The 24,406-nt window shown below is 36.2% G+C and carries 26 protein-coding genes and 1 riboswitch; of the genes, 10 read left to right on the forward strand and 16 right to left on the reverse strand.

The window, feature by feature from the left end:
- Positions 1-200: 200 nt before the first annotated feature.
- From cobN to Q4493_RS12145, 3 genes are read right to left on the reverse strand one after another with little or no spacing between them, the layout of a single operon-like run.
- A complete protein-coding gene (cobN, locus tag Q4493_RS12135) occupies positions 201-4,208 on the reverse strand; it encodes a cobaltochelatase subunit CobN (RefSeq protein WP_303452947.1) in 4,008 nt (1,335 codons plus the stop codon).
- Positions 4,205-4,540, reverse strand: a complete 336-nt coding sequence (locus tag Q4493_RS12140) for a DUF2149 domain-containing protein (RefSeq protein ID WP_303452949.1) — start codon at positions 4,538-4,540, stop codon at positions 4,205-4,207. The genes cobN and Q4493_RS12140 overlap by 4 nt, the downstream gene beginning before the upstream one ends.
- Positions 4,540-5,109, reverse strand: coding sequence for a MotA/TolQ/ExbB proton channel family protein (locus Q4493_RS12145; RefSeq protein ID WP_303452951.1), 570 nt, complete (start codon positions 5,107-5,109; stop codon positions 4,540-4,542). The genes Q4493_RS12140 and Q4493_RS12145 overlap by 1 nt, the downstream gene beginning before the upstream one ends.
- A gap of 218 nt (positions 5,110-5,327) precedes the next feature.
- Here Q4493_RS12145 and Q4493_RS12150 point away from each other — a divergent pair, with 218 nt between their 5' ends.
- On the forward strand, positions 5,328-7,484 hold the full coding sequence (locus Q4493_RS12150) for a TonB-dependent hemoglobin/transferrin/lactoferrin family receptor (RefSeq protein WP_303452953.1): 2,157 nt from the start codon (positions 5,328-5,330) through the stop codon (positions 7,482-7,484).
- A gap of 134 nt (positions 7,485-7,618) precedes the next feature.
- Here Q4493_RS12150 and msrA read toward each other — a convergent pair whose 3' ends face one another.
- Together msrA and Q4493_RS12160 are read right to left on the reverse strand one after the other, a co-directional pair.
- Entirely contained in the window at positions 7,619-8,155 is a 537-nt protein-coding gene (msrA, locus tag Q4493_RS12155; RefSeq protein WP_303452955.1) for a peptide-methionine (S)-S-oxide reductase MsrA, read from the reverse strand.
- 175 nt (positions 8,156-8,330) lie between these two features.
- Positions 8,331-9,443 (reverse strand): DUF3083 family protein, encoded by a 1,113-nt coding sequence (locus tag Q4493_RS12160; RefSeq protein WP_303452957.1) that lies wholly within the window; start codon positions 9,441-9,443, stop codon positions 8,331-8,333.
- A gap of 189 nt (positions 9,444-9,632) precedes the next feature.
- On the opposite strand from Q4493_RS12160, the gene Q4493_RS12165 reads away from it, so the two are divergent.
- Together Q4493_RS12165 and rmf are read left to right on the forward strand one after the other, a co-directional pair.
- Entirely contained in the window at positions 9,633-9,851 is a 219-nt protein-coding gene (locus Q4493_RS12165) for a DUF3820 family protein (protein ID WP_303452959.1), read from the forward strand.
- A 292-nt stretch (positions 9,852-10,143) separates the two neighbouring features.
- Positions 10,144-10,317: a ribosome modulation factor gene (gene rmf, locus Q4493_RS12170; RefSeq protein ID WP_303452961.1), complete on the forward strand. Its 174-nt coding sequence runs from the start codon at positions 10,144-10,146 to the stop codon at positions 10,315-10,317.
- Between the two features lie 130 nt (positions 10,318-10,447).
- On the opposite strand, the gene Q4493_RS12175 is transcribed toward rmf, so the two are convergent.
- From Q4493_RS12175 to moaA, 10 genes are all read right to left on the reverse strand, one after another.
- The gene (locus Q4493_RS12175) at positions 10,448-11,197 is read right to left on the reverse strand and encodes a HesA/MoeB/ThiF family protein (protein ID WP_303452963.1); all 750 of its coding nucleotides are present in this window, start codon (positions 11,195-11,197) and stop codon (positions 10,448-10,450) included.
- Between the two features lie 47 nt (positions 11,198-11,244).
- Positions 11,245-12,339, reverse strand: a complete 1,095-nt coding sequence (gene modC, locus Q4493_RS12180) for a molybdenum ABC transporter ATP-binding protein (RefSeq protein WP_303452965.1) — start codon at positions 12,337-12,339, stop codon at positions 11,245-11,247.
- 20 nt (positions 12,340-12,359) lie between these two features.
- Positions 12,360-13,052, reverse strand: a complete 693-nt coding sequence (gene modB, locus Q4493_RS12185) for a molybdate ABC transporter permease subunit (RefSeq protein ID WP_303452966.1) — start codon at positions 13,050-13,052, stop codon at positions 12,360-12,362.
- On the reverse strand, positions 13,045-13,884 hold the full coding sequence (gene modA / locus Q4493_RS12190; protein WP_303452968.1) for a molybdate ABC transporter substrate-binding protein: 840 nt from the start codon (positions 13,882-13,884) through the stop codon (positions 13,045-13,047). The genes modB and modA overlap by 8 nt, the downstream gene beginning before the upstream one ends.
- A gap of 3 nt (positions 13,885-13,887) precedes the next feature.
- Entirely contained in the window at positions 13,888-14,364 is a 477-nt protein-coding gene (gene moaE, locus Q4493_RS12195; protein ID WP_303452970.1) for a molybdopterin synthase catalytic subunit MoaE, read from the reverse strand.
- A gap of 2 nt (positions 14,365-14,366) precedes the next feature.
- Positions 14,367-14,612 (reverse strand): molybdopterin converting factor subunit 1, encoded by a 246-nt coding sequence (gene moaD, locus Q4493_RS12200; protein ID WP_303452972.1) that lies wholly within the window; start codon positions 14,610-14,612, stop codon positions 14,367-14,369.
- A gap of 96 nt (positions 14,613-14,708) precedes the next feature.
- A complete protein-coding gene (gene moaC / locus Q4493_RS12205; RefSeq protein ID WP_303452974.1) occupies positions 14,709-15,200 on the reverse strand; it encodes a cyclic pyranopterin monophosphate synthase MoaC in 492 nt (163 codons plus the stop codon).
- Positions 15,200-15,754 carry a molybdenum cofactor biosynthesis protein B gene (gene moaB / locus Q4493_RS12210; RefSeq protein ID WP_303452976.1) on the reverse strand — a complete coding sequence of 185 codons (555 nt, stop codon included), beginning with the start codon at positions 15,752-15,754 and terminating at the stop codon, positions 15,200-15,202. Before moaB ends, moaC begins: the two co-directional genes overlap by 1 nt.
- Complete coding sequence (locus Q4493_RS12215) at positions 15,747-16,457, reverse strand: molybdenum cofactor guanylyltransferase (RefSeq protein ID WP_303452978.1); 711 nt, start codon at positions 16,455-16,457, stop codon at positions 15,747-15,749. Before Q4493_RS12215 ends, moaB begins: the two co-directional genes overlap by 8 nt.
- A 3-nt stretch (positions 16,458-16,460) precedes the next feature.
- Entirely contained in the window at positions 16,461-17,432 is a 972-nt protein-coding gene (moaA, locus tag Q4493_RS12220) for a GTP 3',8-cyclase MoaA (RefSeq protein WP_303452980.1), read from the reverse strand.
- A riboswitch (molybdenum cofactor riboswitch) is annotated at positions 17,419-17,572 on the reverse strand. It overlaps the preceding gene by 14 nt.
- 159 nt (positions 17,573-17,731) lie before the next feature.
- Here moaA and moeA point away from each other — a divergent pair.
- Both moeA and Q4493_RS12230 read left to right on the forward strand, forming a co-directional pair.
- A complete protein-coding gene (gene moeA, locus Q4493_RS12225) occupies positions 17,732-18,967 on the forward strand; it encodes a molybdopterin molybdotransferase MoeA (RefSeq protein WP_303452982.1) in 1,236 nt (411 codons plus the stop codon).
- Positions 18,968-19,028: 61 nt separating this feature from the next.
- On the forward strand, positions 19,029-19,745 hold the full coding sequence (locus Q4493_RS12230; protein ID WP_303452984.1) for an alpha/beta fold hydrolase: 717 nt from the start codon (positions 19,029-19,031) through the stop codon (positions 19,743-19,745).
- 184 nt (positions 19,746-19,929) lie between these two features.
- On the opposite strand, the gene Q4493_RS12235 is transcribed toward Q4493_RS12230, so the two are convergent.
- Positions 19,930-20,280 carry a DUF3718 domain-containing protein gene (locus Q4493_RS12235; RefSeq protein ID WP_303452987.1) on the reverse strand — a complete coding sequence of 117 codons (351 nt, stop codon included), beginning with the start codon at positions 20,278-20,280 and terminating at the stop codon, positions 19,930-19,932.
- 437 nt (positions 20,281-20,717) lie between these two features.
- Here Q4493_RS12235 and Q4493_RS12240 point away from each other — a divergent pair, with 437 nt between their 5' ends.
- The 5 genes from Q4493_RS12240 (at position 20,718) to Q4493_RS12260 (ending at position 24,298) form a co-directional block, all read left to right on the forward strand.
- Positions 20,718-21,032 (forward strand): YebG family protein, encoded by a 315-nt coding sequence (locus tag Q4493_RS12240; protein WP_303452989.1) that lies wholly within the window; start codon positions 20,718-20,720, stop codon positions 21,030-21,032.
- A 19-nt stretch (positions 21,033-21,051) separates the two neighbouring features.
- Positions 21,052-21,771 (forward strand): M48 family metallopeptidase, encoded by a 720-nt coding sequence (locus Q4493_RS12245; RefSeq protein ID WP_303452991.1) that lies wholly within the window; start codon positions 21,052-21,054, stop codon positions 21,769-21,771.
- Positions 21,772-22,347: 576 nt separating this feature from the next.
- Positions 22,348-22,713: a response regulator gene (locus tag Q4493_RS12250; RefSeq protein ID WP_303452994.1), complete on the forward strand. Its 366-nt coding sequence runs from the start codon at positions 22,348-22,350 to the stop codon at positions 22,711-22,713.
- Positions 22,710-23,342, forward strand: a complete 633-nt coding sequence (locus Q4493_RS12255) for a chemotaxis protein (protein WP_303452997.1) — start codon at positions 22,710-22,712, stop codon at positions 23,340-23,342. Before Q4493_RS12250 ends, Q4493_RS12255 begins: the two co-directional genes overlap by 4 nt.
- The gene (locus Q4493_RS12260; protein WP_303452999.1) at positions 23,342-24,298 is read left to right on the forward strand and encodes a GGDEF domain-containing protein; all 957 of its coding nucleotides are present in this window, start codon (positions 23,342-23,344) and stop codon (positions 24,296-24,298) included. The genes Q4493_RS12255 and Q4493_RS12260 overlap by 1 nt, the downstream gene beginning before the upstream one ends.
- Positions 24,299-24,406 lie beyond the last annotated feature (108 nt).

Below are 24,406 nucleotides of genomic sequence, written 5' to 3' on the forward strand. Positions count from 1 at the left end.
GATTCGACACCTTTATCAAAACGGGTAACTCTCAATTTTTCAAATCGAAATGTCAGATCTTGTCTGAACTAATTCAAATTACTTAAATAAAAATGAGTTATTACACAACTTTTTTTGCGTAATAACTCCTTGCTTAATAATTCATTGAGAATTGTCTTTAATAAACTAGTTTGTATGACGAATGCTTGTAATGCTTTTCATTACAAGCTTGGCGCTTCGTCATCACGTCGATAGAAGCCATAACCAAAAATTAATAAGATTAAACCGGCAATAATCCAATAATCTGTAGGAATATCTGTTTCTTCAACGTCTGTTTTTTGCTCTTCAAGCTGTTGTCCTTGAACGTATTCAGCTTGCTCATTGGCTTGAGATTGTGCATTTTCTTGCGCGGCCATATCAATACTAGGTAAAGGTGCCAGACCAAAACCGGCAGCTTGGTTATTCACATACTCATTAAATTTTTCATTCTGCGTGGTTAAATCATAGTTTTTGGCGAGCTCTAGATAAGTTTCTATCATTTTTTTCATGGTTTCTTCATCAGTTTGCCAATAGTCTTTACGCTCAGCTTCAACCATACGTTCAATCATTTGTGCTAATGCAGCAGGGTTTGATTGCTCAAAAAATTCTTTCATATCCATATCGTAAGCATCGTTCACATAGACTTCAAAAAATTGTTGCCATTGATCATCACGAACATATTCTGGTGTCATGACAGTCCAACCCCAAAAGTTATTTAATCTGTCTAATATTGCCGTTGAACCGGCATAACCGCTTTCTTGCATTTTCTTTATCCATCGAGGATGAAAATAACGGCTGCGTAATTCTTTGTTCAGGAATTGATCCATATTCTCTGATTTTACGGCATCTTTACGACGTAAATTTGCTACGTACATTTCAGGTGTTTTACCGTCAATATTACGAACGGCTAGGCCAATACCACCAAAATATTGGAAAGGGTCGTCATTGGTCATTAAAGCATACAAGTTGGATGAACGAGAGAAAACTACCGCTTCAGTGCCACTTAACATTTTAGTGTACATGTCAACGTCATCTATTTTATCGCTCCAGCGATTCTCGTCTTTGCCGTAAAAATACCCCATACGTTTTACGTATAACTCACTTAATTTGCTGTCAGAGTCCCACGTATCAGAAGCTAGGCTAGCCCCAGCTAAACCTGTACCGTAATTTCCTGATTCATTCGAAAATATTCGAACGCTTGAAAGGTAGTCCGCTTCTTTTTCATCTTTGCCTTGTTCAAGCAACTCTTGCTTAAACGCAAGTGAATGACGATAAACAAAGTTATTGTCTTCTTTTAATTTTGCGACTTTATCAATGGCATCAGCAAGCCATAACATCACGTTAGGGAAAGCATCTCGATATAAGCCTGTAGCCGATACTACAACATCAACACGCGGACGTTTTAATTCGCTGTATGGAATGATTTCTATTTCTTTAAATCGTCCTTGCTTGTCCCAAACAGGTTTAACCCCCATGGCATGAAGAATTTGGGCTTCTAATGCTCCTTGATGACGCATGGTTTCTAATGACCAAAGTGAAAATGCTAATTTTTTCGGATATTTACCATGTTTTTCAAAGTAATCTGCGAGCGTTTGATCCATCACTTTTACCCCAGCAACATAGGCTTCTTGCGAAGGTACTTTTGCTGGATTAAAGCCTATCAGGTTCTTGCCTGTTGGGATCGCATCTGGATTACGAATAGGATCATTCCCATTGCCTGGTGCAATATATTTTCCGTTTAAGGCATCAATTAGTGCACTTAATTCCCCCATAGCGTTGAAATTTTCCCAATATTTTTTCGCTAGTGGGTACTCTAATGTGAGTGAATCAGGAAGAGTAATTTTTTCGCCATCCACTATTGTGCGTTTTAACAATTGAAAACCTTTTAATGCGTAAAGATGTGTCACGCCTTGTTCATCGAAACTTTCACTCTCTGGTACTGTCCAGCCAAGAGTTTGTTCAAATGCTCCTGCGGCTTGAACAAAATCATCACCTAACATTTGTAACATAGTTGAAAGAATGTGATTTTCTTTTGGCGTTAAACCGAAAATATGTACCCCAAGCGGTTGGCTCATTTGCGACATTTCAACAAGATAATCTTGCATTCTTGCTAAATCCCCTGAAAGTGTCGGTGAATTATCACTTAGTGCTAACTCAAGATCTGCAAGAATATTCATGTCAGTAGAAATACTGATAATACGCTTTAATGTTTCAGCTTGCGTTGAACCTTCATCGAGTAAAAAATAATTGTTTATTAATTCATTTAGTTCAGAGATTTCACGATATAAACCTGCTTTGGCAAAACCAGGTGTTAAGTGACTGATCATGGTTGCGCGACCACGACGTTTGGCTTGCATTGCTTCGCCAACATTATCAATTATATATGGGTAAAAAACAGGTATATTACCAACAGCAAGATTTGGGGCATCAAATACAGATAATCCACGTTCTTTACCTGTTAACCACTCTTGCGAACCATGGGTACCCAAATGAATGAAAGCATCAGCACCAAAGGTTTCTCGAGCATATAAATAAAACGCTAAATAAGCATGATTTATCGGGGTTTTAGTGCTGTGGTAAAGCGAGGCATGTTCTTCGGCATTATCACTTCGCATACCTTGTGGTAGAACAATCATATTGCCTACTTGCATGCGAGGAATCACCATTTTTTTCTCGCCGTTATGCTCTCTCACTAAACCGTTGTTTTCTGGTTTGCCCCAACGATCGATAATAGGCTTTCGTGCACTTTCAGGTAGTTGATTAAACCAATTTAAATAGGTGTTAAGCGGTAAATAATCAGCTAAACCTTTACTCACTAGCGTTTCTACGTCTTCGCTTCGATAAAAAGGTCGTAATAAAGCACCGGCTCCTTCAATAAAAAACTGATCAGCTTGTGGTGTGATTTTGTAACCTTGATTTTTTAGTTCATTCGATATTTGCACTAATGAATTTGGTACGTCTAAAAAAGCAGCACCAATGTTTTTCTCACCTGGAGGGTAATTCCAGATAAAGGTTGCTATTTTTTTATCATGGTTGCTAATTTTTGCTAGTTTGCCGTGATTAAATGCCCGGTCGACAAGAGCAGAAACTTGATCGGTTAAAATGACTCGGTCGTTATTTTCTTTTGCGGTAATAATGACAGGATCAATGCTACCACTGCTTTCTGGCATTACTAAAAAGAATGGTGTCATATTGGCCGAAACACCACTATGATCCTTTTCAAATGCTTGAGCATTACCATCTAAATAATTTAAGGCATGAATGACAGGTATACCTAACTTAGTAAACTCAGCTTTTCTTTTTTCAACGTAGTGCAATGAGCGGTAATTAATTGCAACTTGAGCGCGAGGTTGGTTTTGTTCATCTAATAATAAGTCGACGTAATTGAGTGGTGCGTCTTCGTTCTCAAAATAAAAACCGAATGCTTTACTTCCTTTTGCGGCAAAACGTGCAATAAGGTCGTCTATTACTTGGCGTTGTTCATAATCCACTAAGTTACGATACATAGCTATTGCTACTGTTGGTGCATTTGGCACGTCATTGGCAACCGAATTATCTAAATGTTCAAAAAATGCTTGTTCATTATTAGTTAATAAGCTTGGGTAGCTAGGGTGATATAAACCTACTTCTGGGACTTCAAATACCGGAGGAACTTGTTCATTGGTTAATTTAAGTATTGAGGATGAAACATAATCCATAAAGTAACTATAGTTTTGACGGCCACCGTTAAGGTAGTAAGTAATGGCTAACTTACGTATGTCGTTTTCAATACCATGATTCATTGGAGAATCATCACTGTCGCCAATCGCTAATGTTTTAATCTCTGGAAATTGGCTTAATAATGCTTGGTGTTTATGAAACATAAACTTTGACAGGGCAGGGTTAATACCATCCAATAAAACCAAATCAGCTTGTTGCCATATTAATGCCAGTTTTTCAGTAGAAAGTCCTTTGGTGGTAGGCACATAAAAATTAAATGCTTTGTTTTTAGCGACTTCTTTGATTAATCGAGTTTTGCTGGCGCTTGAATGGCTCGATTGCATTAAAATAACTACCGGTTTTTTACTCGCCGCTAATTCTGTGATCGTTTCTTGTAACGCATCATCATTTGCAAAAGTTACGGGAGTCAATAAAACAAGGCTCAAGAATATTGAGCTAAAAATACTAAATAAAGAGGTTACTGCTTTCATTGTTTCGCGCCTTTTTCATTATCTTTACCTTCTGGAACATAAATCATCGAACCATCGTCCATTTTATAGGCTGTTCCTGCACGTAAACCTTGGCCACCACCAATATTGCCTGATGATTTGTAATGAGTGATTTCTTTTCCTTTTTTCACGATCACTTCCATGTTTTCTTTACCCTCATTTTTGATCACAGTAACGTCATCACTACTCATTGGGTTAAGTGGATTTTGCGCGATAGAAATTAACAATGCTGCAATTACCACCAAAAATACGTCGACCAAATTAACCGCAGATAATATTGGATTTAATTCTTCATCTTCATCTAAAAATCGCATTATGCTGCTTCCTGTATGCCACTTTCTTGCTCAAGTTTTGACAGAGCTTTACGATTTTTGTCAATTGTTGTTAGCTCGGCGGCCAACCAACGTTTTTGTACCGTTGCAGGCCAAAATGTTAGTGATGCGGCTAATAATCCCCAAATAACCGCGGCAAAGGCGACTACTAAGTTTTCACTGATACCTTGAACATTACCATCAGCAAGTGATTTTAGTGCCGGTCCCATTGGGATCATGGTGGCAATTAAACCAAGCATCGGCGCTAGTCGTGTCACAAGACGAAGATTCTCAAGTAATTTTAATGCGTAAACTTCGAGTTCTTCAAAAGAGGCGGTTGGATGAGCGACTAAATAATTATGTACGGGGTAACCTTTGATCGATTTTTTAGGTAAACCATTTGAGTGTTGCGTGTAAACCAGCTTATTTTTCTTACGTTGAACATACCAACCTGCAAATTTCCCTATCGCAAATACAGCATAGCAAACAACAAAGATAATCATTAAAAGAACAGGGCTTAAAAGCAGATCTGATAAGTCATACATGCTTTGCTCAAGAGCGGCGATATTCATTATTTTTACTCCAAATTATGAATTGAATTTTGTACATTTATAAAATTAACCGCAATAATAATGCGAATAATTGTTATTTGCAATATTGTTTTTTATTAGATGTTAAGGTAATATTCCTACATCAAGAATAGTTCTCATTTAGATTTAGTCATTTTAATTGTCTTTCGCTAAATGAGTAAACCCCTATACCTAATGTGAAATAAATAAGAGTTGTAAATATGAAAAACTTTTCTCCAACACTATCTGCAATAGCTGTTTTGATTGCTACTACTGGTGGTAGTGCGACAGTACTTGCTAACGATGATGTGGTAAAAAAAACGAATACCGATGTTGAAACTATTGTTGTTTCTGGTAATAAATCAGAACAAAACTTAGGAGATGTTGCCGGTAGTATTTCAGTGATGACAAATGAAGATATGCAGAAACAAGTTGTGACTGATATGAGAGATTTATTCAAATATGAGCCTGGCGTTACTGTTGTTGGTGGTAGTGGCGAAGCGCAAAATATTGTCGTTCGAGGTATGGGGGGCGATCGTGTTTTAATGATCAAAGATGGCATGCGTATGAATGAAGGTTACGGTGCAAATGGTCAAAATGATGTTGTCGGCAGAGGTTTTGTTGAAACCGGAATTTTAAAGCAAGTTGAAGTGTCAAAAAGTGCAGCTTCAAGTTTATATGGATCAGACGCTATTGGTGGTGTTGTTATCTTCACTACAAAAGACCCGAAAGACTTGCTACAAGGCGAAGATACTTATTTAGATTTAAATTTAGGTTATGCCGGTGCTAGTAGCCAACAATTCATTGGTTTTACCGGAGCACATTCGACAGGGGATTTTGAGCAATTATTGTCTGCAACTTATCGTAAAGGTAATGAAACGAAAAATTTTAATGATGATTTAAATCCCGTTGATGTTGACTCGTACGATATCTTTTATAAAGGCGTTTATAATATTTCAGCAAACGATCAATTCAAATTTACGGCTGACTTATGGAAGCAAGATGTTGATAGCCCTTATGCTATTTATGCCAATAACTTTCGAACGCTACCAGGATATAGCGTGTTAAATGAGTATACTAAAGCGGAACAAGAAAATACCTCGTTTAAAGTGTCATACCACAGTGAAAAAACAAATTTTTGGTACGACACCCTTAATGTCGCATTATATCATTCAAATACCTTACAAGATGATGAAGAGTATTTTGAAGTTGAAGTAAAAGACTCTCCTTATGGACCTGATTCTTATCGAAATATTGCTCAGTATTCGCGTTATGAACAAGAAACTATTGGTTTTTTATCGAACGCATCTAAAAAAATTGTTATTGATGGTGTAAATCATACTTTTGGTTTTGGTATCGATGTTGAATCAACGAACAGTTTACGAACAGTACATGAATATCGTTTGAGAAATGGTGAAGTAGATAGAGATCTTCATAGTAGTAAATTCCCGGAAAACGATACTTTACGTGCTGGTGTTTTTATTAATAATGTCATTGAGTTAGGAAAACTTACTGTTACCCCAGGCTTACGTTTTGATTATTACGATATGGAACCAAAAAACTCAAACGATGAAGGAGCAACACAGTTTGAAGCCATTGATGAACATCAGCTTTCACCAAGTTTAGGCGCAGTGTATAAATTTAACCCAAGACTTTCTGCTTATGGTCAATTTGCCCAAGGCTTTAAAGTACCTCCTTATGACCTTGCTTATATTGATCATAATAATGTCATGGCTGGTTATAGAGTGGTGCCAACAGATCATTTAGACCCAGAAACGAGTGATTCATATGAAATTGGATTACGCGGCCATGTTGGAAATTTTGCTTTTACATCAGCAATTTTCCATAACAAATATGATGATTTTATTAATACCGCTTTAATTGATACTGAGGTAGGAGTTTTTGGTCCTGTACAAGTTTTTCAATATGAAAATATTGAAAGTGTCACTATTGAAGGTGCTGAGTTAGGAGTAACTTATTATATTGGTGATAACTGGAGTTTATACGGCAACGCTGCATATATGAACGGGAAAAATGATGATACTGATAATTATATTGCCAGTATCAGTCCGGTATCAGGTACTGCTGGTATCGCTTATGATGATGAAAATTGGGGAATTGACAGCGTATTGCGTTGGGCTAGTTCAATGAATAAGGTAAACGATGGCGAACATCAAACCGCGGGTTTTGGTGCGCTTGATGTTATTGGATATTATAACTTGGGTGAAAACTTCAAAGTTAACCTGCGTATTGCCAACTTTTTTGATAAAGAATATGTTCAACACTACAACATTGCCGGTGCAGAAGAAGGTATTGAATTAAATAAATTCACTGAAACGGACCGTAATTTATCGGTAAGTATTAACTATACGTTTTAATTTATTAGCTCAGTAATCGTGTAGTGAGAATATTAAAAAAGTGCTTAGGCGATATGCTTAAGCACTTTTATTTTGTCTAGAGAAAATAAAAACTAAATAAAAATGAATAAAACTCTTCTGAGCTTTTTTAATTTTTAATCTTTTAATAAGTGTGAAAAGTTATTTAAAAATTTCTGTATTTTTTTAGCAACAACAAGCTGACAATACTGGTTATCAGCATTGTTGTTGTAATAGTCTTGATGATAGTCTTCAGCGGCATAGTAATTCTTTTTATGTTCTACCAAGGTTACAATGTCATCAGCAAACGCGTTCGCGTCAGTTAATTGTTTAATCTTCTTTAAGGCGGCATCTTGCTGTTGGTCATTTTCAACGACAATAATTGAACGATATTGAGTACCAATATCATTGCCTTGACGATTCAGAGTCGTTGGATCATGTATGGCAAAAAATACATCTAATACGGTATCTAAGGAAACTAAAGTAGGATCAAAGCTGATTTTAACGACCTCAGCATGGTTAGTGTTACCCGAACAAACTTGTTCATAGGTTGGATTTTCAATATCGCCATTGGCATAACCGCTCACTGCCTTTGTGATACCTTTGACTCTTGCAAAAATATTTTCAATACACCAAAAACAGCCACCACCTAAGGTTATTTCTTCTAAATTCATTACCCAAGCCTATTTAGTTACATGCCTCATTATTTCAGCGAAGCAATCCTATAAAAGAAAGGGCAATATAATCAATTGTCATTGCAAGGTCTATGTTAATTTTAACGAATGAGAGGAGGTTACGGCATGAGCTAACACTCGGTGCAATCTTTATTTATTACACCGAAATGTTAGATTACAGGTTATATGCTACATGCTGATGAAACCGAATCATAAGTTCTTCTTTGTCAGCTTGCATTTCTAGCTCAGTTGCCAGTAATCGCATCGCTTGTTCTATTTGATTAATAAAACGTCCAAAGCGATTGTCTGTGCCGTCAAGCTTAGTGGCAACAAAAATAAACTGTACATTATCAACCAATTGATCTGCTTGCCATTTACTCACTAATCCGCATGGACTTTGTTCAGGGTTGTAACCTAACATTTGTAATTCACCGACCCGAGAAACGATTTCATGAAGGCTATAACGAACTATTGGTACCAAACCATTTGCTATTAAAGCGCCATTATTTAAATTAAATCTTTTGGCGACCATTGAAAAAGTATCGGTGAGAAAAGTGTATAACGGGTTGTAAGGATCATTTGAGCTTGGATCTATGTCAACCATATTTAACAAACGGTTATTTATCGTTAAGTTGATGATTGCGTAAGTAATAGCCGAATTTTTTTCAGGTAAAGTAACCGATTGGCTTTGATAACGCTGTTCGATACTGCGAAGTTTATGAGCAACCGAACTTGTACAGCCTTTGTTTTTAGCAAAGATATCGTACGTGATATGTTGATGATCTCTCACCCTTATATCATTTTCTTTTAAAGATAATTGTTGGCAATAACATCTGAGCAGTTTGGCTACTTTTTGATGGAATTCAGCGGCATTAATGCGAATGTCACTACCTGAGGCCAAAAACAATAAGGTTATTTTTTTAGCTTTAACATTGGCATCGAAAAAAGAATTTTGTAATTCATGTACTTGCGGATCATAATAAAACAAAATTTGTTGGCTAGTTTGCCACTGATGCATCTCTTGGCTATAACGTACTCTTACTAATTTATCATTGGCAACAAACACACTACTTTTTACGTTAAAATCATTACTTAAGGTAAACAGTAATTGTGATAAATTTTGATAAAATTGAAAGTAAGCTTGTTTGTTATTTTCAGAAAAGTCGGGATACACTTGAGTTAACAAATCATCAGACAATTGAAATTCTGCCAGTATATACTGATTATCTCGGTTATTTGATGGAATATAAGCTTTATTTGCCGCACTTCTTTTACGTACTATTGACATTGAATGTCCCTATTTTTAACGCGTTAGTTTCTAAATAATGCTGAAATTATAAGAGCAAGTTATGACAAATTTATGTCAGAAACTCCGTTAAAATAAGTTAAGCTACGGCGAGTAAACCCTTAGCGTATAGTGCAAAATATTATCAAGCTGTACAAAGTAAACATGAATGTAATAAATAGTTAGGAACCTATGCTTTCAGATCAACAGGCGCTTATTCGCGCAATAAATCAAGTGATGCCTTTTGGCAAATATGCCGGGCGAAAACTACTGCAATTACCTGAGCCTTATTTAGTGTGGTTTCATAATAAAGGTTTTCCAGAAGGGAAATTAGGTGAGCAATTGGCACTTATTTATGAAGTAAAATTAAATGGTTTAGAAAAAATGTTAGAGCCGTTATTAGAAAGTTAATGATGTATATTTTCAAATATCGTTAAATGAATTTCTCATATAAAAATTCTTTTTATTATCTTTAGATCTATTTCATTGTTATTAACAATCTGTTTTTCAAACACTTCTTTATTGTGTAAAAATTAGCCGAGTACTAACAGCTGAAAATTTCAAAAAGTTGACACTTTTATGATCATTTGAGACTTGCTTTAAAAAAATAAATGTTCTTAAATAAAGTGTCAGTTGTTATTTATTGCTGACAAATAAAGCACAAGAAAAACTATACTTATCATCTGGTTATGGAGACTCGTATATGAGAAGACAGAAAAGAGATCGTTTAGGTAGAGCACATTCAAATGGTTATCAAGCAGGCCTTTCAGGTAAAAATAAAGAAAATTGTCCTTATCAAAATACTGATGCAAGATCTGAATGGTTAGGCGGATGGCGAGAAGCCGTTACTGACCGAAATTCTGGATTATTTAAATAGGCATAAATTTTAAATTACGCTAATTAATCACGTTAAAAACAGTATAGAGCCCTCAATGTTGAGGGCTTTTTTATGCCTATATTTTTTTGATATTTAGCAGAAATAACTATGGCTACGAGTACTTTTAGCATTAATTATTTTGGCAAATAGGGCAATCGACTTGTTTTGAAATATTGAATTGTTGCCATTGATTGTAAAAGCCATCATATACGTTTAATTGATTATATTTAACATCAATGCCAGTTAATAGCTTAATGGTTTGTAAAGCTTGTAATCCAGCAATAATTGCTAAAACCGGCCCTAAAATACCAACCGTTTGGCAGTTATTCGCCGGGGCTTTTTCAGAGATAGGAAAAAAACATTGATAGCAAGCTGCATTATCTTTTCTCGGATCTACAACAAGTTGTTGGCCATCGAAGCCTGTCGCAGCACCTACTACAAATGGTTTTTTATGATCAACACAAAGTGAATTGACTAAATAACGTGTCTCAATATTATCGCTACAGTCGACAACCACATCAACTTGTGGGATATAAAATTGCCCCAGTTCTTCATCAAGCATTTCGTCGATAACTTCAATTTGTGTATCGCTATTGTTTTTATTCAGTTTTTCAGCGGCACAATCGGCTTTGTTTTGCGTGAGATCTGACTCGCCGAATAACACCTGACGTTGTAAGTTGGTGATCTCAATATTATCGCCATCAGCAATCATTATTCTGCCGACGCCAGCAGCATTTAAATACATAGCAACAGGGTTTCCTAAACCGCCCATTCCTACAATAAGGACACTAGCATTACGCAATTTTAATTGGCCATTTTCGCCAATATGTTTAAGCATAGTTTGTCTGCTGTACCTAAGTTGTTCGTTTGATGTAAGCACGTTGTTCTCGTTGGCTAAAAAATAAAATAAATAAACGTTAAATTAAACTAAATTGTTAATGTTCGCACTGCACTTGCCTTAAACTGAATGTAGACAGCTTGATTAATGCTTAACGATAGTTTATCGAGCGAATAAGTTGAAATACTGGCAAAAAATGTTTGCTGATGACACGTTAATGTCAACAGTACTTGCGATTGTACTTGAGATATTTTTGTGATTATTCCATACAATTGATTCACAATTGAACTACTCGTTGGTTCAATTGTGGTAATACTAATATCACTGGCAAAGATATAACAACGTAAGGAATTAAATTGAGCTAACGCTAGTTTATCTGCCTCAGTTAAGTGATTTATCGCCATAAAAATATGTTGTTCAGCAAAGGCTAATTTTACTAAACCATGTTGGTTATTCACCTCGACAACTTTCACAGATAAGCTAGTTTGTTGCTTAATTAATTGCGTATTATTTAATTGATGAAAAACCTGGTGAACATCGCCTGACTCTATGATTTTACCACGTTCAATGACCACTAATTGCTCAGCGAGTTGCTGTAATTCTTCACTACTGTGGCTGACATAAATCATCGGTAATTTTAACTTTTGATGGACAGTTTTAAGAAGCGTTAATAACTCTTTTTTACTTTGTCTGTCTAAAGCACTTAATGGCTCATCTAATAACAATAAGCTAGGCTCTGATAATACAGCACGCGCTAACGCGACTTTTTGCTGTTCGCCACCAGACAATTCCGTAACTTCTTTACCGAGTAACGCACTGATATTGGTTAATTCAATAATATCTTTTTTAGCTAAACTACTGTGATGGCAACGTTTAATAGCAAAATCTAAATTAGCTTCTACAGTTAAATGAGGAAATAATCTAGGCTCTTGAAATACCATGGAAATATTTCGGTTTTCCGCTTTAATATCTTGCTTATTTTTACTATCAAGTAATAACTGTTCATTAAAAGCGATAGTGCCTTTAACTTGTTGTTCAAGCCCTGCAATCGCCCTTAGTAAGGTGGTTTTTCCTGAGCCAGAATGACCAAATATGCCAACAATGCCTGAAAATGATAAGCATTGATTGATAACCAGTGAAAACTGGTCTTTGGTTGATTCAATGTTTAACGTTAAGCTATTCATTGCGAGTATTTATCCCTCATTTAACTTACCACTTTCTCTGTTTTTATTGGTCGATGATTGAGTAAATAAATCATCGATAATAAAACTAAAGAGGCGATCACTAAACTGATGGCTAAGGTATGCGCTTGTGCATAATTAAACGCTTCAACATGATCAAATAGGGCGATTGAAAGTACTCGGGTTTCCCCAGGAATATTACCGCCAATCATTAGCACCACTCCAAACTCACCAACCGTATGGGCAAAACCTAAACTTGCCGCGGTAATAAAACTGGCTTTTGTCATCGGGAAAACAAGAGTGAAAAATCGATCTAGTGGCCCCGCTCTTAACATGGCACCGGCTTCTAAGTAATCGCTTCCTAGTTGTTCGAAGGCTTTTTGTAAGGGTTGTACGACAAATGGCAGGGAATAAAAAATAGAGCCTATCACTAAAGCGCTAAAACTAAAGGCCAATTGTTGCCCGGTGATCTCTTGCCATATTTGGCCGGGGAGATATTGTGGCGAAAAAGCGATTAATAGGTAAAAACCCAAAACTGTTGGGGGTAACACTAACGGTAGTGCCACGATCGCTTCAATAAACACTTTGCTTTTACTTTTCATTTTAGCCAAAAACCACGCTAATGGAGTGCCAATTATCATCAAGAAAAACGTGGTAAGTCCGGCCATTTTAAGGGTAGTAATTAATGCTAAACCGTCGTCAGAGATCTCAGTCATTGTCACTTCTCTTTAAATTCATTAAAGGAGTGACAGCTTGATAACCTAAAGTTGCAATGATTTGTTGCACCTCATTTGATAATAAATAGTCACTCAGTAATTGGCTTTGTGATACTTTTTTACTCGCTGACAAAATAACTAATTGTTGCTCAATGGCTTGATAATACTGACGTGGTATTTTAATACCTGCTAAGTCATTTAAGATGAGTTGGCTATCGGCCACAATGCCTAGCGGCACGGCACCACTTCTGACTTGTTGAAATGTTTGATTAATATTGCTGCCCATAATTAATTGTTTTTTATCAACCATCTGCCACAATTTTGTAGCTTCCAATAATTGCTTTGCAGCAACACCATAAGGGGCAATAGTAGGATTGGCTATGGCAATTCTTAGGCGTTTACGCGGGATGTCTTGTAACAAGTTTTCAAAAGTTAGGGAGTTATTGCTAGCCTGGTTATCGTGTTGCCATGTCGATGACCAAAATGAAATAGTGCCAAAAGCATAGGTTTTTAAACTGTTTCCTAGCGCGAGTTTAGCTTTAACAAGCTTTGAGGGCCTTAGCTTATCTGCAGCAATAAAAATGTCAAAAGGAGCGCCGTGGTGTATTTGTTGAAATAAATTTCCCGTAGAACCAATAAATACTTGGGTATTGATACCGGTTTGTTGCTCAAATTGGGGTAATAATTTTTTTAAGGCTGGCGCAAAATTGGCTGACACAGCAATATTGAGTATTTTTGAGGAAGGAGCAGATGAACCTTTGGCAAAGAGTGCTTGTGAAGTAACAAGTGCTAAAAAAAATAAAGTGATGGAGCAAATATTAACTTTCGTCATTATTTAAGGTTGCCATTGTTTTGCTTTAATTTCATCACTTTGTTTTGCTTCTAACCAATTTTCTACACCTTCACTTAATTCCTTTTTCCAAAATGGTGCGCTAACTTTCAAATAATCCATAATAAACTCGCAGCCGGCAAAGGCGTCTTGCCGATGTTTACTGGTGACGCCAACAAAGACAATTTGTTCGCCTACGGTGAGTTGACCAATGCGATGAATGACAGTAACTCGTCCTAATTGCCATTTTTTTTGTGCTTGTTCAATGATGTTATGTAAAGATTTTTCAGTCATGCCAGGGTAATGCTCAAGGAATAACCCACTGACTTTTTTGCCGAGATTATTGTTTCGCACTCTGCCACTAAAAGTAACAACCGCACCATCTTCTTCGTTTTGCGCTTCTAATAAATTGACTTCATCTGACAAACTAAAGTCAGCGGTTTGAATGGCAATTTTTATGGCTGAATTCTCATGCTTTACCATGTTTACCCACCTGTCACAGGAGGAAAAAAAGCAACTTCATCACCAGCGTTAACGGGATGATCTCTGCTCACCATGTTTTGGTTAACTGCACAAAGCAGACTTTGAGTAAATGCGGACTGCCATTGAGGGTGTATGGCGAGTAGAGCATCAATAACGTCTGCAATGGTTGCCGGTTTTGCTACAGGTACTGTGATTTGCTCACTGCCTAGTTGTTCACGCAGTGCGGCAAAAAATAATACTTTTATCATAGGCTTCTCGTTTTATTATCAGGTGTTTCTCTTCAGTATTTTTCTAAAGTATTTGCTATTTAATTTTCAGCAGAATTTAGGTTATAGCAATAAAAACTACGCCTGCCAGCTCCCTGACTTGCCACCCTCTTTCGTTAATACTTTAATGCCAAATATTTCCATTTTAGGATCTGCCGCTTTACACATATCAAATAAGGTTAAGCATGCAACAGAAACCGCGGTTAAGGCTTCCATTTCAACCCCTGTTTGTCCGGTTAAGCGACATAAGCTTGTTACTTTGATTTGATTTTTCTGATCGTCAATTTCAAAGTCGACATTCACTTTGGTTAACATTAACGGATGACATAAAGGAATTAGGTCACTACATTTTTTTGCGGCTTGAATGCCAGCAATACGAGCAACGGCTAAAACATCGCCTTTTTTGTTATCGCCTTGATGAATTAATCCGAGGGTTTCAGCGGTCATTTTTATAAAGCCAACGGCGGTCGCTGTTCGTGAGGTCATTGCTTTTTCGGTGACATCAACCATGTTTGCTTCGCCTTTTGAGTTTACATGGCTTAAGGCGACTTCATTGTTTTGTTCGGTCATTAGCTTCTTGTCTCACATTGCTCGGTATTAATATTTAAATGAGGCACAAAATTACAAGGGCGATGGCTAGCGTCTAATTGCTCTTTAATTAATTTATCCCAAGCGGTTCGACATGCGTTAGTTGAACCTGGCACACATAAAATAACGGTTTGATTAGCTATGCCACCAAAAGCACGAGATTGAATTGTTGAAGTGCCAATTTCATCTAATGAGATAGCGCGAAATATTTCCCCAAACCCTTCAACGTTTTTATCAAAAAGTGGTAATAGGGCTTCGGGGGTATTATCACGTAAAGTAAAGCCTGTACCGCCAGTACTGATCACCGCATGAATATTGTCATCAGCAATCCATTTAGAGACGATAGCGCGTAATTGATAAACGTCATCTTTAACTATCGCTTTTGCGGCTAACAGATGTCCTGAAGAAGTGACGCGCTCAGCTAATAATTGCCCTGAAGTATCATTTGATTCATCACGTGTATCAGACACGGTTAATACCGCAATGTTAAGAGGAATAAACACTTTACTGTTGTGATTGTTACTTGAACTAGACATGATTTTTCCTGTTTTGCACAATAGGGTTGTTAAACTTTTGTTTAGCTTGCTGCCACTGCTCAGGCGTATTGGCATTAAACAAGCATTGTAAATTTTTTGGGGTTAATGTTTTATGGGGAATTTGCGTTAACAATGCTTTTATCGAAGGTCCTTTAATCGCAGGTTTATTCGTTGTTTGGCTAGATAACGCTGATTTCTTATTAGTGAAGCTTTGTTTAAATGGTAAAAAGGCTTGCTCAAAAAACTGTTCAACAAAAGCATTAATAGGTAAATATAATGGCAACATATTATTTTGAAAAAATACTGCCTTTTGTGACAATTCGCCAGCACGCTTGAGTTGCAGTAATGATTCACTGTCGATTAAAGGCAAATCAACCGGTAAAATTAACATGGCTTTTGGATGGTACTTCTTCAGAATAGTATAAATGCCGCCCATTGGTCCTAATTGCTCAAATTGATCTGCAATGCCATGATTTTTTCCGCTAACAATAATCTCATCAACTCCGGCACTTTTTAGCTGTTGTTTGCTATATGACAGCATATTTTCTTGGGGAGCATGATTTTGTTCAGAGTTACTGGTTTGACGGTTTCCGCTTGCGCGATTAAGTAAGGCTTTATCACTTCCCATTCTAGATGATAAACCGCCCGTTAAAACCACCCCTAAACAGTGTTGATGTAGTGTTAAATCTGTTGCTGTTTTCATCGATTAGCCACCAAGCATTGCTAAGTTTTTGGTGGCACCCGTGAGATTATCATGGAGAAAATGCGTGGCTTTTTTATCACTCATCATAGCAACAATTTGTTGTTTTAATGGCTCTACATCATCTTGTTGTAAATACTCTTTTAATGACAAGCCTGCTTCGGTAAATAAACATAAATGCAATTTACCTAAGGCACTGACTCTTAAGCGATTACAAGTATTACAAAAGTCTTTGCTGTAAGGCATGATCAAGCCAACTTTTCCTTGATAATCAGGATGATAAAATTCTTGAGCAGGACCTGATGATTTATCTCGAATGGATGGCAGCCAACCGTCTAGAATCAATTTTTGTTTGATCCGAGATGCTTGCACATGTTGTTTATTAAAAAACTCCTGATTGTCACCAGTTTGCATTAATTCGATAAAACGCAAAGTAACCGGGGTATCTTTGAGCCACTCTAAATAGGTTTTAATGTCATAGCCATTAAATTCGCGCATTAACACGGTATTAATTTTTACCGATGTTTTACCACTCGCCAATGCCATATCTATACCTTTTAATATTATAGGTAATTTGTCATGGCCGGTAATGGCATGAAATTGTCTCGGATCTAAACTATCAATACTGATGTTAAGCGCATCAAGACCTGAATCTAACCATGAGTTAATATGTTCTGGTAATTTGTAGCCGTTTGACGTTAATGCGACTTTTTTGATGTTTTCAGTTTGTTTGCAGGCGGCAATGATGTCGGGAAGATCTTTTCTTAACGATGGCTCACCTCCTGTGATACGAATTTTTTCCGTGCCTAATTGACCAAAGGCTTTGGCAACGCGTTTGATTTCAGCAAACGATAAAAAGTCACGGTCGTGATCACATTGATAACCATCGGGTAAGCAATAGTTACAACGAAAATTACAGACGTCGGTAATCGATAGGCGTAAGTAATAAAACTTACGACCAAAATTGTCAGTTAACATTCCACCTTTCCAAATGTCGGGAGGCTAATATGTTTCCACATTAACCCTGGCGATTAATAAATAATCACGGCTAAGATCACGTATTTGTTTTTCTTAAGTAAAACAAAGTTAGCAATAGAAGCTCGGCGAATAATCAATATAATATAACATAGTTATTAGCAGATGATATGATAAATAACGATGTTCCAAGTTGATTTGTATCAAAAAATAACGGTGCAATTACCTAGTGGTTCGTTGTCGATTATCAGATAATACCGATATTAATAAATTTAGATAAAGATTATTTAAGGTAAAGATTAATGGTTGATTGTTGTTCAGTTCCAGGTTTACTTCCTTTTGAACAAGCGTTAGAAAACATGTTAACAGCGATCAATCCGATCGATGAAACAGAGCCAGTTACGCTGAAAAATGCCTTGGGGAGAGTATTAGCTCAAGACATAAAAAGTCCGGTGAATGTGCCGCCCAATGATAATTCGGCAATGGACGGCTACACGTTTTCTCAGCAAAGCTTAGCTATAAATACAACATTAAAATTAGTTGGGCGATCAATGGCCGGCTCGCCCTTTGTTGGTGAATGCAAAGTTGGCGAATGTGTACGAATTATGACAGGCGCAAAAGTGCCTGCTGATTGCGATACCGTCGAGATGCAAGAAAATTGTCAAGTTGAAGGAGAAAATGTTACTTTTTTATCTCCCAGAAAACACGCAGATAATGTCAGAAGTAAAGGCGAAGATATTGGCCTTGGACAAGCAGTTTTTCTTACTGGACGCGAACTTACTGCTATTGATATTGGCGTATTAGCGTCATTAGGAATTGATAACGTCACCGTTTTTAGAAAACTAAAAGTAGCATTAATTTCCACCGGCGATGAACTTAAAAAACCAGGGCAAGCGCTTAATGACGGTGATATTTATGAAAGCAATAGTCAATTTTTAACTGCAATATTGACTAAACTTGGCGCTGATATTATTGATTTTGGTATTATCGAAGACGTAGAAACTAGTATTTTTAACGCTTTTAAAAAAGCCGATGAAGTTGCCGATGTGGTAATATCCTCTGGTGGCGTGTCTGTAGGGGATGCCGATTATACAAAAACCGTGCTTGAATCTTTAGGTGAAATAGCGTTTTGGAAAATCGCCATGAAACCCGGTAAACCTTTTGCATTTGGCACCTTACCTAATTCCTACTTTTTTGGCTTGCCGGGGAATCCTGTTTCTGCTTTAGTAACCGCTCATCAGCTAGCGCTTCCCGCGTTATTAAAATTGCAAAATGTTAATCGTGTTCAAGCATTAACACTAAACGCTAAAACAACGAGTACATTAAAGAAATCGCCAGGTAGAATGGATTTTCAAAGAGGCATTGTTAGTAATGATGAAAATGGCAACTTACAAGTGACTTCTACTGGAAGCCAAGGCTCTGGCATTTTAACCAGTATGGCCGCAGCTAATTGTTATATTGTTCTTGCGGCTGAACAAGGTCAGGTGAGTGAAGGCGAATGGGTAAAAGTGCAAATGTTTGATAAATACTTACAATAATTTTACTGGCTTTTCAGTTGTCTATGATGACTTTATTTACCGTTAGTTTGGCGCTTTGATAATGCGACAATCGATATATTTATTACCCGGCACTATGTGTGATACTCGTTTATGGCAGCCGATGATTGCCTCATTGAAAAAGTTGGAAGTCAATGAGATTGACTTTCACTTTTTAACGATTGCTCCAAAACCAACCATTGATGGTATTGTTGACGATATAAAACAACAACTCCCCAATGAGAAAGTAACGCTTATGGGCTTTTCCTTAGGGGGATATTTAGCATCTGCTTTAACGTTAAAATATCCTCAAATGGTAAAGCGATTATTGGTGATCGCTAATATGCCTTGTGCTCTACCAGCAAATGAGATTAAAGAGCGTTCGCGAGCGGTTGCATGGATCAAAAGAAATGGCTATGCCGGTATTGCTCAAAAAAGAATATTAGCCTTATTAGATAAAAGTGCCCATCATCGCAACGATATTGTGTCGTTGATTGATAAAATGGATAAATCATTAGGGCAGGACGTACTCGTTCACCAATTATTGGCTACGACCAAACGTGAGGATATATTCCCTAAATTAGCCTTACTTGATCAGAAAAAACATTTTTGTGTTGGTGAAAATGATCCTTTGGTTTCGATAACATCATTAGCTGATTTTCAACAACAAGATAAAAATATGACGTTAGCTATTTTTAAACATGCAGGCCACATGTTGCCATTAGAAAAGCCCGATGAAGTAGCTAATTGGCTAACGAATATCCTAGTTAATCACCCATAAAAGTTTATGCTTTATTTGATTGGCTTGGCTTAATTTGGTTTAGTTTAGCTTGAAAGAGGGAAAGCTGAGTAGTGAAAAGGATAAGCAAACAGCAAGCAATTGAATGGGTTAACTTCAAATTGCTTCGCCGTTGTCGCTTATAAACTCTATATCTTACGGCTCCTTCTTTGCGATAGTACTGAGATTACTCCACAAAATTCACATGAATTTTACTAAGTGCTGCCACATCCGTAATACTTACATCACCATTTAGACTCTTCTCAAGTTTTGCTGCAACTTTATATGAACCGTGGTTTCTAGCAAAGTCAGTAATATCATCACCATTACACATTACTTTATTAGCAACCGCTTTGTTGTTTAAACGGAATGATTTCATGGTTTTGTTAAATTTAACTGTGCTATTGCTCGTTGAAGCTTTGCAAACTTCAATTAATGATTGCTCTATATATTTGTCCATTGCTGAACTAGAAAAACTTGTGCTAGCCAATAATGTCAATGTAATGGCTGTTGTAGTAATTGATTTAATTTTATTCATGGTAACGCTCCTAATAATAACTAAAGTGGTGAAAACTGCATTTGTATATTTGCTATGTACACTCTAATAGTGGCGTTTTTTTCAAATAAAGTTGCAATATTTATCTTGGTGAATGTAAGAGAAATCTACTTGTTAAAAGTGCTTGAAATTGCTTTAACGTTCTGATTTTTAATTTGAAAAAATAAATTATTGATGTTTTTTTTATTGAATGATGTCATTAATATTTACATTCATCGTTAAATTGACACAAATTACATGAGGAATATGTCAGTCGTCGCATGACAGTTAACAGGTTAATTTTCACTTTTTAGTCAATTTATATTGCATTTTTACTGAAAAGAGATACTCTACTGTTTTTATATACAGCTCTTGTGGTGTTCAATGCTTCGTTTAAGATGGACATACTTGAGTAGCTTTTCGTTAAATAAGGGAAAACAATGGCCGTTGAAAGTCGATTTGTTGTCATAAGACAAGGTGTGGAGGTAGAAACGTTTATGGATAAGAAAGCCGCAGATGAATATGACAAGATGTTAGACATGGCTGACAATCTTGCTGAACTATTTGAAAATGCCACCATAGAATTATCGGAAAATATGCGAGAAGAACTTAGTGTTTATATCGCACAAAATAGAGAACAAGTGCTAATTGCCTTGCAAGCTAAGAAACCTAAAACTGTGAAGAAAACAGTTCAAAAAGTTGAAGACAACAACAGTGCTGCGAAGGAAACCGTTAGTAAAAGTGATGCTGCTTAGTCGTTAACTGTTAGTGTGTATGATTGAATATCAGTTGATCCGCAGTAATAAGCGGAAAAGTATTGCCTTACAAGTAAAGCAGGGCGTTGTGATCGTTCGAGCCCCACACTATGTTAAAGAAAGCTATATTCAGCAATTGGTATCGCAAAAGTCCTCCTGGCTTGAGGCTAAGCTGTTAATACAAAATAATCAGCTTAAAGATCATCGATTAAATCATCAAGGCAATGTATATAGTGACAATGGCTTTTTATGGTTTCAAGGTACCAGAAAAAACATTTCACTTACTTTTTCTATTAACAATAGCCTCGAAAATAACGATAACACCATTCAAATTACACTCGCTCAGCGGTATAAAAAACTGTCCGAAACTCAACAACAAAAAGCCGCTAAACGGCTCGTTGAAGCATGGTTTAAACAAAGTGCTATAACATTATTATCAAACAAAGTTGAATATTTTAGTGCTCAGCTTAACTTATATCCAAGCAGCATTAAGGTCAGACAATATAAAGCTCGTTGGGGGAGTTGCAATAATAACGGGCAATTAAGTTTTAACTATTTATTGATGATGGTTCCTGATTGGGTAGTTGATTATGTGGTTGTTCATGAACTTTGCCATTTAAAACATTTAAATCATAGTCGGCAATTTTGGGCGTTAGTTGCAGCGTATTTTCCTCGCTTTCAAGAAGCTAAAGCTTGGCTTAAAGATCATCAGCATCATCTGCAATGGCCAGCTCTTTAATTGATATAATCAACTCGTTTTGTTTTCCTAATTTATTGATTTAAATGGTATTGTCTGGTTTTTTGTCTTTTCTTGTATTCATCACTTTTTGCTAATTAAATATTAATAATTCTTTTGTTATCAATTAGTTGATTTAGTATTGGCATGATAATAGCTTGTATTTTAATCAAATAATTAAAATAGCTTTTTAGTCAACAAATTGACTAGAAGAATAACATGAGGAATTGTGATGAAAGTAAATCGATATAATTGGAAAATGGCGTGTATTTATGCAGTTTCAGCTTTTTTGTCCGTTGCTATTTTAAAAGTGTTATTTGGTTTTTAAATCATTTTAATCAAATTTCCGTTTTATTAAGCCGTATAAATTTAACAGGACGTTGAATTTATACCGATACTACCTTCTACTAAAAATCTATTTATTATATATATATCAACACATTAAATTATTTGAATTTTTGATGTGAGCGATTTGCCTAAAAAAAAATCAAAAATTGTACTATTAGTCGTTAACAGCCTGACTTTTTTAAGGTAAATTACACCCCATTAAAAAATAATAATAATAGGAACGTTCACTTCATGAGTTTGTCTGTCCTTATCTGTGATGACTCCAATATGGCCCGTAAACAGGTCTTAAGAATTTTACCTGAATCGTTATCTGAAAATGTTCAACTTGCCACTAATGGTGTTGAAGCATTAGAAATCTTAAATAATCAAGCCATTGATATGCTTTTTCTAGACCTCACTATGCCAGTTGTTGATGGTATTGGGGTATTACAAGGAATAAAAGAGGCGGGAATTACTGTTAAGGTTTTTGTTATCTCTGCGGATATTCAGCCTGAAATGCAGAATAAAGTATTAGAATTAGGCGCGAAAGCTTTTCTTCGTAAACCCGTTCAATTAGATGTCCTTAATTCTCATCTAAAAGAACATGGAATTATATGAATAACGTTAATTTAAACGACGATCAACAAGATTGCTTACAAGAAATTATCAATGTTGCTATGGGGCAGGCAAGTGATCAGCTCGCGCGCTATTTAGATACTTTTGTCTACCTGAAAGTGCCAAGTATCGAGCAGGTCAGCTCGCAACATTTATCTGATACCTTAAAATCTGAAGCGCAATCTGTTGCCGTTGTGAGTCAAGGTTTCTTTGGTTATGAAGGTATCCGTGGCGAAGCCTTATTAATGTATCAACCGAAAGATTCTGATCGTTTAGCTGATTTGCTTGGTTATGAACCTGATGAATTATCGGTTGAAGAACAAATTATTGATTTAAGTTCAATCCTAACGACAACATTTTTAAATGTCTTTGCAAGCCAAATAGACAATCAAATGTCGTATAGTGCGCCGCGATTATTGTTTTCAAGTAATGCCGATAATAACACTTCAAGTCAATCATCTATTTCAGAGCATATTCAACATAATGCATTTAATTGGGAAGTCGCATTAAAAGTTAAAATTAGTTATCAAGTAACTGATTATTCGTTTAATTGCGATATGATTTTATTGATACCTGAATCTGCCATTATCAATATTACCTCTGTGATAGACCGTATATTGGAAGATTACTAGTGTCAGATAATCCTTTTTGCACAACCATTGCTGAACAATTAAATACTGGAATTTTAATTCTAGATTTAGAGTACAATATTGTTGAATGGAATCGTTTTTTCGCTATCCATGTTCATAAAAACTTACAAGATATGGTGGGAGAAAATGTTTTTACCGCTTTTCCTGAGTTACCTAAAAAGTGGTTTGAAAGAAAGTTATCAAGCGTTATTCAATTAAATACCCAAAGTTTTTGTTCTTGGGAACAGCGTCATCACTTATTTGAATTATCTCATACCAGACCAATTACGACTGATAGCCACTTTATGGCACAAAACTGTACATTTTTGCCGATTGCTACAAATAAGATAAATACCCATATTTGTATCTTAATTGAAGATGTTACCGATGTATGTCATTACCAAACTAAACTAAATAAAACCTTAGAAGAGCTCGCTAAAGCCAATAGAATTGACGGTTTAACACAAGTCTTTAATCGTAAACATTGGGAAGAGTGTTTAGATAAAGAGTTTGCTCGCGCACGTCGATATGATCATGGTTTAGCGTTGATTATGTTCGATTTAGATCATTTTAAATTACTCAATGACACCTACGGGCATCAGTGCGGTGATCAAGTATTAATTGAAACTGCCCAAGAAATCAGTTCATTACTTAGATTATGTGATCAGTTTGGCCGATATGGTGGTGAAGAGTTTGCTGCCATATTACCTGAGACAGATTTAGCGGGCGCATTAGATGTCGCAGAACGTATTTGTCGGGCGATTGAAAAACGTGTAATTAAATTTCAAGATAAAAATATTCGTATTTCTACCAGCGTAGGCGTTGCCACTATTAACCCTGAAGATAAGCGTTATGAAGACTTAATATCTAACGCAGACCTTGCCCTATATGAAGCGAAGGAAACCGGGCGGAATAAAGTATGCGCGGCAAAAGAAATAGAACTTATTCTTGAAGATTAAATATTTATACGATTTTATCTGCGTTTATTCATAAATCATCTAATTTTATTCATAAATTTATATTGACAGAAAATTACATTTCAGGCACTTTAAGGGCATGAAAAATAT

This window comes from Colwellia sp. 1_MG-2023, from assembly GCF_030546755.1.
In the GTDB taxonomy this organism is placed as follows: Bacteria; Pseudomonadota; Gammaproteobacteria; order Enterobacterales; family Alteromonadaceae; genus Thalassotalea_H.